We start from the raw sequence: 15,119 nt of genomic DNA, 5'->3' as shown, positions 1-15,119 counted from the left end.
ATATAATACTCGAAGAGTGTTTTTACCCCAAATAAGTCGGTTAAATACCCAATAATCTATTAAAATTACAAAAGACCTTCAGAATAAGCCCATTCTGAAGGTCTTTTGTCAACAACCTGAACTCACGCATTTGCATGAGTTCATTATTTATAAATAATTTATGAAATTAATTCTTTTACAACTTTTGAAATAGTTGCACCATCAGCTTTGCCAGCAAGTAATGGTTTTGCAATCTTCATTGCTTCCCCCATATTCATTCCTTTTACAACACCAGCTTCTCCTAGAACTTGAATTATTTCTTCTTCAGATAATTGCTTCGGTAAAAAACCTTTTAAAATCGATAATTTTAATTCTTCCTTTTCAATTAAGTCTTCACGGTTTGCCTGTTTAGCACCATCCAATGATTGATTTGTTTGTTTAATTTCACGATTAACAACAGCCACTTCTTCTTCTTCTGTTAATTGTGTACCCTTTTCCTTTTCTGCTTTATCCAGAGCCGACTTCAATAGAGTAAGGACACCCTTGGCTACAATATTTTTTTCCTTCATCGCAATTTTTAATTGTTCAAAAACAGTTTCTTTTAACATAATTGATTCTCTCCTTATATATCTTTTCACATATTATTTTACCTTTTTTGCAAAACAATATTAACTATATACTTTCTTTTCTATTCATTCCATTAGAAAACAGTTAAAAATAATTTAAAATATTATTATCTTTCTATTTCGATAAGAACTTTTCGTTATTTTAATTATAAAGTTATATTCTATTTGAAAACGTCATCATTCGCAAAATAGTTCTTTTTTCCTCACTCAATATATTTATCAGAATATTAACAGTTGAATTAATCTTCTAAACTTATATAATAATTTTTACTAACATTTGACGTTAACATCTAAGAGAGGAATTGAGATTTGTTATGAAAGAATTTTTTAATAAGTTATTAACAGGAATGAGTTTAGGTATTGTTGTATGTTTAATTCCAAATGCTCTCGTAGGTGAAATATTAAAATTAATTATTCCTTATGCACCATTTTTACAAACCGTTTTAAACGTATCGATTATTGTAATGAGTTTACTTCCTGTAGTTATTGGTGTAATGGCCGGTATTCAATTTAAATTAACTCCCATCCAAACATGTTCGGTTGGATTAGCAGCCTTTATCGGAAGTGGAGTTACTACTATTACAGAGGATGGCACATTCACAATTGCTGGAATCGGAACAGTTATAAATATAGCGATTACAACTGCAATCGCTATACTATTCGTGCAATTCTTAGGTTCAAGATTAAAGGAATGGACTTTACTTGCCATGCCTGCTTTAACTATTTTCATACCTGGTATCATTGGTCTTTCAATACTTCCATATGTAAAAAACGGTTCTTTACTAATTGGTGAAGGAATCATGTATTTAACAGATTTACAGCCAGTGATCATGGGTGCTTTGATTGCTATGATTTTCTCGGTGTTAATCTTATCACCTATTTCTACTATTGGCGTTGCAACAGTTATTATGCTTTCAGGCATCGGTGCTGGTGCTGCAAATTTAGGAGTTTGTGCTTCTGGAGTAGGAATGTGTATTGCAAGCTATCGTGCAAATAATTTTGGTACAGCTATCGCACATATTGCATCTGCTAAAATTCAAATGCGTAATTTCTTTATGAAACCAAAAATTGCATTTCCAATGATTCTTACTGCTGCAATTCTAGGTGCTCTTGGTGGAGTATTCGAGGTTATTGGAACACCATACAGCGCTGGATTCGGACTAGCAGGTTTTGTTGGACCACTTAAATACTTAGACTTAGTTGGTTGGAATTTAGAAAGTATTATCATTTCATCAACATTGTTCATTGCATTACCAGTAGTTTTAAATTTAGTATTTTTAAAACTATTTGAGGTAAAATTATGTTGGTTGAGCTCTGAAGATTATAAAGTAAATTATGAATAAGAAAAGCAAATACTTCAGCTCATCTATTATGCTGCTTGTACTGATAAACATTTAACAATCTTTACTATCTTATTCTAAAAAAATAGGAATGTGCCAACCATTACTAGCACATTCCTATTTTTATTTATTAATAAAGTTCATTAACTGATCAACTCGTTCATTTCCTAGCCTATAACCCATGTTATAGTTTTCCTTCATAATATCTACATCTTTTTCCAAGCTATTCATTGCATATTCTGGACGAAAGATAAAGCCTTCCCCTCTTTTTCTAATTGTTCACAGTAATCTAATGTCTCATTATAGTTATCAATGCGATCCTCTATTAAATCAGCAAGCTTAGGATATTTTTTCTTTAATAGCCGCATAGCCCATTTACTTTGGCGATCTAACTCCTTACGGTATCCATTAGGGCGCGTTAGTATTATCACATGCTTTTGATAGCCATCCTCAATCGCCTTTTTTATAGGAATTGGATCAGCTAAACCACCATCAAAATATGGAATATTATTTATTTTTATTTCAGGAAAAAGAATAGGAATTGCACATGTTGCACGCAATAAAGTACACTCACGATCCATTTCCAATGCATTCATGTACTCTACTTCACCAGTTAGCGCATTTGTTACACCAACCAATATGGTACCTTCATATTTTTGATATGTATCCCAATCAAATAACTCTAATTGATTTGGTATGACGTCATAAGCAAAGTTTAAACCAAATATACTTTTTTCTTTTAAGAAATTTCGAATTCCCATATATCGTTTATCGTGTCTATAATCAACAAACACACGCAACGTTCTTTCTTTTTGCTTTGAAATATAGGAGCATGCATTAATAGCCCCTGCAGAAATTCCAATTATGTAAGGCAGCATTATTTCATGATCCAACATAGCATCAAGAATCCCAGCTGTATAAACTGTACGAAATGTACCGCCTTCTAAAATCAAACTACTACTATTTAAATTAACCATTTTTAAACCTCTTACTTTTCTTTTATATTATTAGATTCATTTTTTGTAAATCTTTTAACCCTGTCTACCAGGACACTTTTTCGGGAGTATCCAAATTCATTATATAGCTCATCTAGATTTGCATCTGATTTTTTTGTTATTTCATTATTTATTGTTGAATACCTCAGCATTGTTGCTGTAACTTTAAAGCCAACTTCTCGTGAAATCGCTTGAAACAGTCGCTCAATTGTTTTAACAGTAATTGGTTCGTTTTGTTTATTTCCAATACCTAACCATATAAAATCAATCTCTGAATTAGCTGGCAACAAATCCTCTGCAGCTTTTTTATAAATATAGAGCCATTGTAACATCGCTATCGAGAGCTTTACTCTTCTAGATCTTTTTTGTTTAGTAATTCTAATAACCTGATCATTTATATGTGACCATTTCATTTCAACAACTTCTGAAGGCTTTAAACTAAGTTCAGAAATGATGCGAACAATACAAAAGTTTCTAAGTGCAATCCATTTGTATACTTCATCGTCACTTCGTCTATACAAATTTAACCAATAGTTAATCACCTTTTTCATTTGCTCTTCTTGTAATGTTTCAATATTATGTTCAACTAATTTTTTAGGAATTAAAAGCTCAATCGGTATTTCTTGAATTACATTACGTGATTTTAAAAAAAATAGAAAATGTTTTAAGGAAGCTATTTTACGATTAAAACTCGATACGGAACGATACGTATCACTCAAAAAAACTATATAATGTTCTACAGTGGAATCAATCCTATTTTCAAATGACAAATTACATTTATCAATATAGCTAATAAATTGTTCAATATCGATGCAATACTGTTTGATTGTATGAGGCGATTTGTTTAAAGATACTAAGTAAGCCTTGTAAAATTCCAAATAACTCACATAATCACTTCCTTATAGACTAATGCGTCATTTTTCATGTGTTTTACTTTAAGTTTAGTGCGTGAGGATGTAATTTTTTATACTATATAGTGTCGGATAATATGTAACTGTTGTCAATAACATATGGAAAATTTAACTATTGTTTATCGAGATTTTGTAAAAATTTCCCGAAAATGTGTGAGTAAAAGCTATTCTAGTATATACTATTGGAAACAAACTAAGGGGGATTTTTGCATGCAAGTTCGTACAATGAGATTAGAAAAGGAAGATGCAAAAATTATTTATCAAGAAACTGCAGGACTTGCGATTATTACCATTCATAGACCACAGCTTAAAAATGCATTAACTGCAAATATGTGGACACAGCTTTCCAAAATTGCATTGCAGGCGTTGGAAAACCCAAAAAACAAAGTGCTTTTGGTTCGTGGTTCAGGGGAAAACTTCACAGCGGGATCCGATATAAAAGAATTCAATTCTATTTCTTTAGAAAAGGCAGAAGAAGCATTTATTCATATGGAAAAAACGATCTCTACAATTGAAAATTTGCCTATTCCTGTTATCGGTATAATCAACGGTCCTGCAATGGGAGCTGGACTTGAGCTAGCACTCGCATGTGATATACGAATTGGTTCAGATAAAGCTCGTATGGGGATTCCCGTTGGCAAGCTAGGAATAACTATAAACAATAAATTCGCTAAACGTCTAGTTGATTTAGTCGGTCCATCAGCTACAAAGGATTTAGTTTTTACCGGAAGAATTTATAAAGCTGAGGAAGCCTATAAAGCAGGCATGCTTAATTACTTAGTTGCAGAAAAAGACTTAAATAAATTTTCTATCAGAATGGGAAAATTAGTAGAAGGGATGTCGCCTGCATCACTTCTTGCGATTAAGCGCTCTGTAAAAGAATGTGTTGATTCTGTCCCTGTTCTATGGGAGGGCTCTACACCCTTTGTCGATCCTAATGATTTCCCTGAAGGTGTCCGCGCATTTGTCGAAAAGCGTAAGCCACAGTTTACGCGTAATTAAAGCATGGGAAGTCATCACAAAATCATGACTTCCCTCCCGTAAACTTACTGTATACCTTTTACAAAAATTCGAATATCCTGCGGTTCAAATTCAAAATGCTGAATAAATTGATCACCTATTGCTTGCTGTAATCCGCGTATTTTATTAACGAGATGATAATTCACAGGCCCTTTAACTATTAATGATATATAGATGATTGGATTAAATTGTTTCATCGTAAATTGAACAGTTTCAGCTTTTAATACAACACTGCATTGTGCAACTGTATGCTTAATTAAATCAACATAAACATTCCTTGAAATATTAACTACCTGTTTATGAAAATCAGGTTGAACAATCGTTGTTTCTCCGAGCTTTACCTTTGTTTTTGAAATTATATCAAATCCTCTTTGAATAAATCGCTTAAAGAAATTTTGCTCCACCTGTTTATAAGGAACAGGCATGACATGTTTGCCCTGCGTCCCTCTGACAAACTTAGCCATTTGTATTTCTTTATTCGTTCTTATTTCTTCTATATGATGAAAATAATGAATTGGCGCTATTTCAAGACGACTTGCAATCTGTTTTGTCATTTTGTCGGATGTCCCAATGATTAGGATAGATTGTACTTTGTGCTGGTGAATCGCGTCGATTACTTCTTTTTTATGATTGTGATCTTGGAAAATGGCGCGTCTTACTGCGGTAATTGTATTTTTTTCAAATTTTGCTGAAGTACCTGCTTTCTTTTCACCATTAATAATGAGTAATCCGTCATCAATAATAGCTTCAATTTGATGCTCGTATGCAAATTGTATGGCACTAGTACTCTTCCCTGTCCCACTTGGACCGCTTAATGAATGAACAATCATCTAACCACTCCAGCGTTTTTCCTCAGTTTATACCAAACTGAAAAAACAATCTATTGTTTACTAATTATTAACTGCTTCTCTACCTTTATTTCTCTTAACATTCGCTCTATTTCCTATATTTTTTCTTTTTTCTGATTTTATAGCGAATTTTTATTTTTCCTATGTTAAAATGTGATTTATATTTGTAAGTTTATAAGGAGTGTTCCACCTTGAATATTGTTCCATCGAAGAAAATGTCATTATTTCAGCCTGCAATTTTTAGCGATTTAAAAAAATATGCTAAGCAGCAGCAAGAAAAAGGACTTGAGCTAATTGATTTAAGTTTAGGCAGCCCTGATATCCCACCGCATGAAATGCTGCGCAACCATATGTCAGAGTTAAGTAAACTCCCCTCTTCATACGGGTATACACTAACAGCATCTAAGAAATTTAGAGAAGCCGTAGCGAATTATTATAAACGTTGTAATCAAGTAGAATTAGATCCTGAAACAGAAATTGTTCAAACTATTGGTTCACAAGAAGGCTTAGTTCACTTGCCTGTTGCGTTTTGCGATCCAGGTGATATCGTACTAACAACAAATCCAGGCTATGTTGCCTATGCAGCAGGAATTAGTTTAGCAGGAGCCGAGCCTTATTACATACCTCTGGATACTGACAGAGGATACGTTCCAAATTTGAAGGCAATTCCTGAAGAGATTGCACAAAAAGCAAAGTTGCTAATTTTAAATATGCCTGGTAATCCAGTGCCAATGTCTCCATCTACTGAATATTTCAGTGAAGTTGTTGAGTTTGCAAAAAAATACAATATTATCGTATTGCACGATGCAGCATATTCTGAATTTTACTTTACAGGGGAAGGCCCTATAAGCTTCCTAGCTACTCCTGGAGCAAAAGAAGTTGGGTTAGAGATTAACTCGCTTTCAAAAAGCTTTAGTTTAGCTGGTGCTCGTGTAGCTTATATTGTGGGAAATGCTGAAATGATTAATATCATTCAACAATTAAAATCAAATTTAGATTTTGGTATTTTTGACCCGATTCAATCAACTGCAGCCCTTGCACTTGATCACGCTGAAGAAATTACAGCAAATTTACGAACAACATTTGCAAAACGTCATCATACATTAATGTCAGGCTTGATCGACCTTGGATGGGAAGTAGCTCCTTCAAACGGCGGTATGTTTGTATGGGCAAAATATCCATATAATATTGACAGCGTTTCCTTTGCTTATAAAGCCATTGAACAAACTGGCGTTATTATGGTACCTGGTACGACATTTGGTTCTGAAGGTGAAGGTTATATGCGCTTAGCACTTGTTCAACCAGTTGAATTATTAGAAAAAGCTGTCGAACGTTTAAAAACAATTTCTCTATAAGAAATGAGTATACTTTGTTAGCAGCATTTGCTTGCTTTAGAGTCTACGATAAAAATTTAATTTCATATGAAAAGGCTATTCATGTTATCAACCATGAATAGCCTTTATTTTGTATTAGCCTAAATGTTTAAATTTCATATTTATTTACAGGATCTTTCTCAAAGCGATTGTAACGCTTTTTAAATGTAGTATAAAGGTGCGTAACTAGAACTTTTAATAACGCATAGCCCGGAATACCTAGAATAACCCCTGCCACGCCGAATAATGAACCTGCTGTTAATAAAACGAAAATAATCGTAATCGGATGAATCGATAAAGATTTACCCATAATATTTGGTGTTATAAATTTCCCTTCTATTAACTGAACAACTGTCCATACAATAATAAGCTTTACTAGCATAAATGGTGAGGTTACAATAGCGATGACAACTGCTGGTGTTATTGCAATTGCTGGTCCTAAATAAGGAACCACGCTTGTAATCATAGCTAATATACCAAGTAAAAAAGCATAGTCAAGACCGATGATTAAAAAGCCAATTGTCATCATAATTCCTATACATATCGAAACTAAAATCTGTCCAAGTATGTAAGAACTTACTTGCTTATCCATCTCTTTCATTACTTGCCCTACTTCATTTCGCATACGAGGTGGGAAAATACGCAAAATAAATTTCGGAAGTTTTTCACCTTCATATAATAAATAAAACAGAATAAACGGTACCGTTATTAGGGACAACAGGATACCTGTTAATGTTGAAACAAAACCTGTTATTCCTGAAGCAACAGTGGATGCAATATTTGTAAATGTCTCTTTTACAGTATCTACAAGATCATTCGTTACATCGGTTAATACTTTGTCATAATTTAAATCAAATTTGTTAAATAATTCATTAAAGCTTGAATTATTTAAGTAAGTAACAACAGTTTCTATTAAAGACATAAAGTAAATTGGAAACTCTTGCACTAAATTCATAAACTGGTCACGTAAAAATGGATATACGAGTAAAACGAGTAATGTAATTAACGCAATGACAATCACATAAAGAATTAAAATGACTAGTGCACGAGGCACCTTCCCTTTTCCGCCTTTTTCAGCGAGCCTAATAAAAGGCCGCAGCAGATAGTAGCCAATAATAGCTAAAATACCTGGTAAAATGACAACCTCGAATAAAACTTGAATCGGATAAAAGATAAAAGAGATTTTATCAAAAACAAATATTACTAACCCCAATAAAAGTAAAGCACATAGTGAAAATAATAGATTTTTCCCGCCTAAAAATCGTATAAATCTCGATGAAGAAAATAATGATTTATTACGCGGTAATCGGTCATCATATCCATTTTCTCTTTCCAAAAAACCACCTCGTTAAACTATGAAAATTTATAATTATCTTTATTTTAGCACGGAACATGTTTAGATAAAACTTTACTCACCCTCTAATTGTAAAAATTGGTGAAGCAATTCTTTATTTTCCTCTTTATCAATTTCTATTACAGAGCCTGCATGACTATAGGAGCCATAGCTAAACGTTCCTTCTGCTGGAATAGTCATTTTTTCTATTTCGACACCTCCTCCTGCAACTACCGATAAAACAGTTTTTAATTCTTCTGCAGCTGTTAAATCCGTAGTAACATATCCTTGTGCTGCTCCAACTAGTTTCGGTAAGTTTGGCAGATTTTTAGGTGATAGAAGCTCGTCTTTTAAAGCTTCAATAACTTTTTGCTGACGTTCTACACGTCCAAAATCCCCTTCTTCGTCATGACGGAATCTAGAATAGCCTAAAAGCTCTTGTCCATTTAAGTTTTGAACACCTTGTGAGAGTGAGACGCCAATATGCGCTGACATATCTTTTTCTACATCAATTTCAACTCCATTTGGAGCCAAAATATCAATAAGCGATTCAAAATTTTTAAAATCAATTAATGCATAATGATGAATCGGTATATCAAACATATTGTTTAGGGTATCTTTTAATAGTTGAACTCCACCTAAGTAGTAGGCCGTATTAAGTTTATAAGATTGATATCCAGGTATTTCTGCATATATATCCCGCATGAAGGATACAAGCTTCATTTCATTTGTATCTTTATTCCATGAAAGAAGCATCATTGTATCGGATCGTGATTTTTCTTCCCCTCTACTATCTACTCCAATAATTAAATAGTTTGTAATTGTATCCTGTTTTTCATCTGCAACAAATTCCTCCTCAGGCAACTTCGTTTCATCTGCAAGTTTTAAGCCGCTGCGATATTGATAAATTGCAAAAATTGAGATACCGACTACTAGTAGTAATAATGTGGTGAATAATAGCCTTCCCTTTCGTAACTTTCTCTTTTTATAACGAGACTGACGCGTTTCGTGTAATTGATTTTCTTCCATAATAAATTACTCCTTTACCCTTGCAAATTACGAGACGAAAGTAACTTGAGAAAAGTTCGTTTTTCCATTATTATACTACGACAGAAGTAAAGAAATCTTGCATTTATCCTTTGAATTGTGTGATTATTACTATCATGATACAATACTATTTATTTTAAGCATTGGAGGCGTAAAAAAATGGAAAAAGCAACATTTGCAGGTGGTTGTTTTTGGTGTATGGTAAAACCATTTGTTGAATGGGATGGAATACATAAAGTAACTTCAGGTTATATGGGTGGTACAGTTGATAATCCAACATATGAACAAGTTAAAAAAGGCGATACAGGTCATTTAGAGGTTGTACAAATCGAATTTGATCCTGTTATTTTTCCTTATGAAAAATTGCTAGAGGTTTATTGGATGCAAATAGACCCTACAGATGATGGCGGACAATTCCATGATCGTGGTGAATCTTATAAAACTGCAATTTTTTATCACTCGAATGAGCAGCAGCAGTTAGCTGAGAAATCTAAGCAACAGTTAGGTGAAAGCGGCCGTTTCAAAAAGCCGATTGTAACTGAAATTAGACCAGCTACTACATTCTATGAAGCAGAAGACTACCATCAAGATTATTATAAAAAGGAAGAAGCACATTACAAAGAAGACCGCGCAAAATCCGGCCGTGATGAATTTATTAAAGAGCATTGGGAAACAAAACAGTAAGTTAAGCACAAAATTAGCCGACAAGTTCTTGTATCAGACTTGTCGCATTTTTTCATAAAGTAAAGATTTTTATGGCAAGAGCAGGCCCAATCTGCAATAGGATCTCCCTGTAAGAAATAATTGTTAGGTATTTATCTCCAACCAATCTTATGTTAAAATTCAATTACAAATAATAACATTTTCATTCTAAATCGGTCTTGTAGCTCAGTTGGGAGAGCACCACCTCGACAAGGTGGGGGTCGCAGGTTCGAGACCTGTCGGGACCATATCGCCGAAACCCTTTAATATCAACGGGTTTCGGCTTTTATTTTGTTGTTATTAAATATAAATATATCTATTTTTTCAATCTCCTGTGACCACGATGTGACGAATTTTAAAAAAACGTATTTTGCATAAATTCGATATATATTATTTAAAATCGATGAAGTAAAATGTTTATGAACAGTAATAGAATAGTATTTCATATTTCTAAAATATGTAGGTGATTTTATGAGAGTCTATTTATGGGCTCATATCGAAGGTGTTTATCTGTTGAATGAAGATCTAACCATGTGGAGCAAGCCTTACTTTGTCACGCATCCGCAAAGGACATTAGTTTTGAAAGACCGATATGCAGAGGGAATAAATAAAACGGAGCTACTTGTATCAGATTCATGGTGACCAGCTTTTAATACAGTTGCAGATACATCATATTTAGATGCAATTTGTTCTTCAATCTCAGTACTTACATCACCCGTTAGCATCTTTTAACAAATTTAAAGGTTATATTGAGAATTATGAAAAATATATTATTGATAGTATGGAAGCAAATACTTTCTCAGTAGTTTCAAGTTGGGCATTGTTAATTGCTAGTTTTGCAGTGATTGTTAAAAAAGATTTATGGAAAGGTCCAAAAGGTTGGGTTAATGCAATGGCTGCTGCCGTTAGTGGAGTATCTCTATTGGCTACTTTTACAAGTACTATATATGCAACTACAGCACGTGCTAAATATAGTAAAAAAGCTCAACAGTATCTTGTTAATGCACAAAACCAAATGAATTTAAAAACTGGTCTGATTATTCTGCTTCGTTAGTTAGTGGCTATTAATTATCCAAGTTATAGATTATTAAAGAAGGTGTATTTATGAAGAAATTAGGTATCCCAATAACTCTCTTTATACTTTCAATTATAGTTTTGGGAAATCAAATTCTACAAAACTATGATAAAATATCGAAAGGAGGAAGCTGAAGAGATTGCTCTCGAAGATGCTAAATCAGACGGATACATTTCGGCAACTCTTTGGAAAGAGTTCGACGATAAGACTCGATTAGTATATGTTTATTCTACTAAATACAATAAAGATATGAAAACTTGGAAGGTTCAACTAGACACTGATGAACAATCGCATGATATTTATTTACCTGCTTTGACATATTTCATAAGCGTTGATAATGGAGAAGTAATTGCTATAAGTAATGCTTTAGAAAACACTGAAAAAATTAAATAGTATTTATATTTTTCCAAAAAAGACCACCTTCCAAATGGAGGATGGTTTTAACTATTGCTCATTTTTACTTGATTGACAATGAAAAGTAATTAAATCTATTGCAGACATAAATTTAACCTTTTTATATTCTTGAGCTTGTGTAACTGTTTCAAAATGATAATATCCGATATTCCACTACCTCCTTTTTCCAAAAGGATAGCATTAAGGAAATAATTAAGCTGTTAAACTTTTGATAAACGCCCAAAATAAATATTTTGTTTTTTTAATAAAAAAACCACTAATATCAATATTAATACATAGTATTATTATTGACTGATTTAGAAGAAAACTTAATGACTTCCACCGATTCTACGACTTCTTTTTTCTTTGTAGTATTCTTTTTTTCTTTCGGAGTACTCCATTTAATTTAGCGTCCCAATTATCTTTTGCTTTGTACTTCCATGAACCTATAGTTTTCTCAGACACTCCAAGCATTTCAGCTATTGTACGATTTGTAATATTACCATCATGCTCTTTATATATTTCAAACGCTTTATCGGGATTAGGATCTCTAGCTCTAGCCATCTCTCATAACACCACCTCTATAAACATTTTTTAAGTTTACTAGTAAAAAAAGACGTCAATCGACGTCATGAATTTTTGTTATTTGTAATTTTTATCGATTCAGCTTTAATACTTGGAACTTCAATAGTTGATAGAATCTCAGAAACATTTAAATCAGATAAACTCACTTTATTCTGCCAATTTCCACTAAACTTTACGTCGGAAAATGGCACAATATTTTCCCCTTTGTAATTTTGTTTTTCAATTACTGTTTTAACTTTATTTGCTTCCTCTTTTATTTCTTTAATATCTTTATTATCCGAAGGCAAATTTTCAATTTTTTGCATTAGACCGTCGACAACAACTTTAATTTCATCCTGCTGTTGAGCGAATTTTTGTATATTCGCTAATAAGTTCTTAGTGTTATCTTCGTTTTGTTCATTAAAACTTTTTACCATACTTTCTATTTCTTTACTTACTTCTTTCAAATTCTCTACGCTATTTTTTACATCAAAAATATTATTACGTTGTCCAGCTACATCAATTAATGTAATTACAATTGCAATAACAGCTAGAAGTATTGAACTTAATGTTGCCGCAAAGTTTAACAACTCTCCTGCATAATTTGATTTATTAAAGATAAAAGCTAACAATAATACAATTATCCCACCGAAAATAATTGATACATAGAGTAGATGAATAGAGTCTACTTGTTTTCTCTGTTTATTTTCCATATTACACCTCCGAATAATATATTAGACTATTTCCGGAGATAATTCCTTAAATTTTTAATTCTCAGCAGCAAGCACTATCATATAAGCGAAGGGGTAACACTCGATAATGCCCACTGCTCAAAATAAATCAGTCGAGCAACGGTTTGATTTTGCCACCACAATTGCAAGTGCTGTTACAAAATTTGTTTCCAGGTTTGCTTTTTCCTTTATCTAAGTCCGCAGGACGTTTGCATTTCTCGCAAGATAACACATAATTCATAGACATTCTCCTCATTTCAAAACATAATAAAAAGCAACCACCTTCCTCAAAGTGGTCGCTTCACTCATAGAATAGATATTGTGTTGTGGTTAAAAACTGATATACTTAGCAATTGCCTTCTCAATTAAAAATTTGTGAATATAATAATCAAAGAATAATATTGAATTTTTTATTTTTCGCTTTATAAATATTAAATAATAATTAAATATGTTTATATATATTATTTCATAAAAACCACCCCTCTCAGATACTGGGACGATCGTGTTGTCGCTTCTTCGATATAACTTTCGGCGCGTGTCGTTGGTCGTCTTGTCTTTCTCCTTTTTAGAAGAAGATTTTGGTAAGACCGGATATTTTACCGCTCCGTCCTATCTCACAGTATAAAGTATTAGTAGTGATTTTGTGTAATTTGGAAAGTGTGGCAAGTATGGCAACTATTAATTTTTAGGACATTATTAGAAAAAGCCACAACTCGTATGAGTGTGACTTTACATATTCACCAAAAATTAAGGTAAACGTTTTTATATCAATATCCTATTTTCATTAAAACATACATATCATGATATGGTGCGTAATTTACAAAGAGAACAGGCATTACAGGAATATTAAGAGATAATTTTTGACCAGCTCCATAATAATAAGCTTGCCATACAATTAACGAGCAATAAGTAGTATTTAAACTAAGTGTTTTTGTTAAATCTTGGTCTATTGTTACTTTATAAGTTTTCTCTGCACCATCACCCCAAATATAATAATCATAAGCCCACTTAGCAGCATTTGAAGCCTTGGTAGAATTTTTATGTCTCACAACTACAGTTTTAGGATATTTAGTAAACCAAGAATTTAAGGATATTGATTTAGGTAAATAACCAGGTGCCTGAATATGAGTTACAGTTCCTGTAGAAGGATTTACTATCCCAACATGACCAGTAATCCCTTTACAAGTTTCACGGTTATCATCGTTACATTGTGTACTAGGAGTATATAATATATCACCAGCTTGCGGATTATAACTACTAGGATCAAGAGCATTAGTGGTAATATCATTACCTGAATATGTTCCATTAGGTACACTTTCTATAATTTCTTGAAATATTTTTTCTTGTTTTTCTTGTTCAAGTAGATACTCATCTTCTTGAACATTGGCATGAGAAGTAGAAACGTTAAAGGCGAAAATTAATATCAAGGTTGTGAAAAATAACATTGTTGTTTTTAATGGTCTTTTCATTGATAGAACACTCCTTTTATTGTAAAATATTTACAAAAGTAACGATATAGTATATCGCCTCGTTTTACAACTATTAATCTATTTTTTTAACATTATTTACAAATTTAGGGGGTGGAAGAGTTGAAAAAAAGTGGGCTTTTAGCCATTGTTTTCTTTTTCCTTTTCATAGGAACTCTAATATATTTCAACTATCAAAATTATAAGTTTGGAAGTAGAGAAGATAGAGAAGAGTTATTAGTGGCTGTTATGTTTGATATAATTGAAAATCGGTCTATTTCAGAAGAGGAAGTGAAAGAAATAGAAGTTTTTCGTTCACAAGCAGGAGTTTATCCCTTTTTTTATAATGTTCAAGTTACATTGAACAATGGAGATAGAATACTTTACGCGTGGTCCAATAAAGAAAAAAGTAATCTTAATATTACAGATTACCCCAATAAAAATCAGTAAACTAACACTTTGACTTCAAGGAAAAAATCCTTACAGTTCCTTTTAAGTGTTATATGAAATCTAGTAGGGCCATTTATATTAATTCTACATAGTTTTCAACACTTATAAAAATAGATACAATGTACCGAGCAACCATTTGGCTGCTCTTTTTTACATGAAAATATGCAAGATTCTATGCAAAAAGTGTCAAGGAAAAGTCCATACCACTCCCTTTGGGTCTAATACCCACTAAACCCACCCAATCCGCTTCGTCTACGATATTTTCT

At 32.6% G+C, this 15,119-nt stretch carries 14 protein-coding genes, 1 tRNA gene and 2 pseudogenes; 8 read left to right on the top strand and 9 right to left on the bottom strand.

Translation table 11 applies throughout. From position 1 onward, the window contains the following. Positions 1–158: 158 nt before the first annotated feature. Complete coding sequence (locus tag EKG35_RS10545; RefSeq protein ID WP_126294413.1) at positions 159–587, bottom strand: GatB/YqeY domain-containing protein; 429 nt, start codon at positions 585–587, stop codon at positions 159–161. A gap of 332 nt (positions 588–919) precedes the next feature. Between EKG35_RS10545 and EKG35_RS10540 the strand changes: the two genes are divergently transcribed. Further along, positions 920–1,948: a PTS sugar transporter subunit IIC gene (locus EKG35_RS10540; protein ID WP_126294412.1), complete on the top strand. Its 1,029-nt coding sequence runs from the start codon at positions 920–922 to the stop codon at positions 1,946–1,948. 120 nt (positions 1,949–2,068) lie between these two features. Here the strand turns inward: EKG35_RS10540 and EKG35_RS10535 are convergent. Both EKG35_RS10535 and EKG35_RS10530 read right to left on the bottom strand, forming a co-directional pair. After that, a pseudogene (locus EKG35_RS10535) lies at positions 2,069–2,841 on the bottom strand (patatin-like phospholipase family protein). A gap of 92 nt (positions 2,842–2,933) precedes the next feature. Then, positions 2,934–3,827: a tyrosine-type recombinase/integrase gene (locus EKG35_RS10530; protein WP_126294411.1), complete on the bottom strand. Its 894-nt coding sequence runs from the start codon at positions 3,825–3,827 to the stop codon at positions 2,934–2,936. Between the two features lie 234 nt (positions 3,828–4,061). Here EKG35_RS10530 and EKG35_RS10525 point away from each other — a divergent pair, with 234 nt between their 5' ends. Continuing rightward, positions 4,062–4,853 (top strand): enoyl-CoA hydratase/isomerase family protein, encoded by a 792-nt coding sequence (locus EKG35_RS10525; RefSeq protein WP_126294410.1) that lies wholly within the window; start codon positions 4,062–4,064, stop codon positions 4,851–4,853. Positions 4,854–4,897: 44 nt separating this feature from the next. On the opposite strand, the gene EKG35_RS10520 is transcribed toward EKG35_RS10525, so the two are convergent. Next, on the bottom strand, positions 4,898–5,701 hold the full coding sequence (locus EKG35_RS10520) for an ATP-binding protein (protein WP_126294409.1): 804 nt from the start codon (positions 5,699–5,701) through the stop codon (positions 4,898–4,900). Positions 5,702–5,910: 209 nt separating this feature from the next. On the opposite strand from EKG35_RS10520, the gene EKG35_RS10515 reads away from it, so the two are divergent. After that, on the top strand, positions 5,911–7,074 hold the full coding sequence (locus EKG35_RS10515; protein ID WP_126294408.1) for an aminotransferase class I/II-fold pyridoxal phosphate-dependent enzyme: 1,164 nt from the start codon (positions 5,911–5,913) through the stop codon (positions 7,072–7,074). 127 nt (positions 7,075–7,201) lie between these two features. Here EKG35_RS10515 and EKG35_RS10510 read toward each other — a convergent pair whose 3' ends face one another. Together EKG35_RS10510 and EKG35_RS10505 are read right to left on the bottom strand one after the other, a co-directional pair. Beyond that, positions 7,202–8,428, bottom strand: coding sequence for an AI-2E family transporter (locus EKG35_RS10510; RefSeq protein ID WP_126294407.1), 1,227 nt, complete (start codon positions 8,426–8,428; stop codon positions 7,202–7,204). A gap of 72 nt (positions 8,429–8,500) precedes the next feature. Then, positions 8,501–9,454, bottom strand: coding sequence for an LCP family protein (locus EKG35_RS10505; RefSeq protein ID WP_126294406.1), 954 nt, complete (start codon positions 9,452–9,454; stop codon positions 8,501–8,503). A gap of 177 nt (positions 9,455–9,631) precedes the next feature. Between EKG35_RS10505 and msrA the strand changes: the two genes are divergently transcribed. The 4 genes from msrA to EKG35_RS20900 all read left to right on the top strand — a co-directional run bounded on the left by msrA (position 9,632) and on the right by EKG35_RS20900 (position 11,642). After that, positions 9,632–10,156 carry a peptide-methionine (S)-S-oxide reductase MsrA gene (msrA, locus tag EKG35_RS10500; protein ID WP_126294405.1) on the top strand — a complete coding sequence of 175 codons (525 nt, stop codon included), beginning with the start codon at positions 9,632–9,634 and terminating at the stop codon, positions 10,154–10,156. A 193-nt stretch (positions 10,157–10,349) separates the two neighbouring features. Continuing rightward, a tRNA-Val gene (locus EKG35_RS10495) sits at positions 10,350–10,422 on the top strand. Between the two features lie 431 nt (positions 10,423–10,853). After that, positions 10,854–11,228, top strand: a complete 375-nt coding sequence (locus tag EKG35_RS10485; RefSeq protein ID WP_185807716.1) for a hypothetical protein — start codon at positions 10,854–10,856, stop codon at positions 11,226–11,228. Between the two features lie 126 nt (positions 11,229–11,354). Further along, entirely contained in the window at positions 11,355–11,642 is a 288-nt protein-coding gene (locus EKG35_RS20900) for a hypothetical protein (RefSeq protein WP_126294403.1), read from the top strand. Positions 11,643–12,002: 360 nt separating this feature from the next. Here the strand turns inward: EKG35_RS20900 and EKG35_RS10475 are convergent. The 3 genes and pseudogenes from EKG35_RS10475 to EKG35_RS10465 form a co-directional block, all read right to left on the bottom strand. Then, positions 12,003–12,206 (bottom strand): annotated as a pseudogene (locus EKG35_RS10475) (phage terminase small subunit-related protein); the annotation flags it as partial. A gap of 65 nt (positions 12,207–12,271) precedes the next feature. Beyond that, complete coding sequence (locus tag EKG35_RS10470) at positions 12,272–12,919, bottom strand: hypothetical protein (protein ID WP_126294401.1); 648 nt, start codon at positions 12,917–12,919, stop codon at positions 12,272–12,274. 785 nt (positions 12,920–13,704) lie between these two features. Continuing rightward, entirely contained in the window at positions 13,705–14,406 is a 702-nt protein-coding gene (locus EKG35_RS10465; protein ID WP_126294400.1) for a hypothetical protein, read from the bottom strand. A gap of 120 nt (positions 14,407–14,526) precedes the next feature. Here EKG35_RS10465 and EKG35_RS10460 point away from each other — a divergent pair, with 120 nt between their 5' ends. Next, positions 14,527–14,853, top strand: coding sequence for a hypothetical protein (locus EKG35_RS10460; protein WP_126294399.1), 327 nt, complete (start codon positions 14,527–14,529; stop codon positions 14,851–14,853). Positions 14,854–15,119 lie beyond the last annotated feature (266 nt).

This window comes from Lysinibacillus telephonicus, assembly GCF_003966145.1.
GTDB classification, from domain to species: Bacteria; Bacillota; Bacilli; order Bacillales_A; family Planococcaceae; genus Ureibacillus; species Ureibacillus telephonicus.
This window is presented reverse-complemented; position numbering and strand designations above follow the sequence as displayed.

Coding starts and splice junctions, on each gene's coding strand:
- EKG35_RS10545 (WP_126294413.1), bottom strand. CDS start 587: ATGTTAAAAGAAACTGTTTTTGAACAATTAAAAATTGCGATGAAGGAA.
- EKG35_RS10540 (WP_126294412.1), top strand. CDS start 920: ATGAAAGAATTTTTTAATAAGTTATTAACAGGAATGAGTTTAGGTATT.
- EKG35_RS10525 (WP_126294410.1), top strand. CDS start 4,062: ATGCAAGTTCGTACAATGAGATTAGAAAAGGAAGATGCAAAAATTATT.
- EKG35_RS10520 (WP_126294409.1), bottom strand. CDS start 5,701: ATGATTGTTCATTCATTAAGCGGTCCAAGTGGGACAGGGAAGAGTACT.
- EKG35_RS10505 (WP_126294406.1), bottom strand. CDS start 9,454: ATGGAAGAAAATCAATTACACGAAACGCGTCAGTCTCGTTATAAAAAG.
- msrA (WP_126294405.1), top strand. CDS start 9,632: ATGGAAAAAGCAACATTTGCAGGTGGTTGTTTTTGGTGTATGGTAAAA.
- EKG35_RS10485 (WP_185807716.1), top strand. CDS start 10,854: ATGCAATTTGTTCTTCAATCTCAGTACTTACATCACCCGTTAGCATCT.
- EKG35_RS20900 (WP_126294403.1), top strand. CDS start 11,355: ATGATAAAATATCGAAAGGAGGAAGCTGAAGAGATTGCTCTCGAAGAT.
- EKG35_RS10470 (WP_126294401.1), bottom strand. CDS start 12,919: ATGGAAAATAAACAGAGAAAACAAGTAGACTCTATTCATCTACTCTAT.
- EKG35_RS10465 (WP_126294400.1), bottom strand. CDS start 14,406: ATGAAAAGACCATTAAAAACAACAATGTTATTTTTCACAACCTTGATA.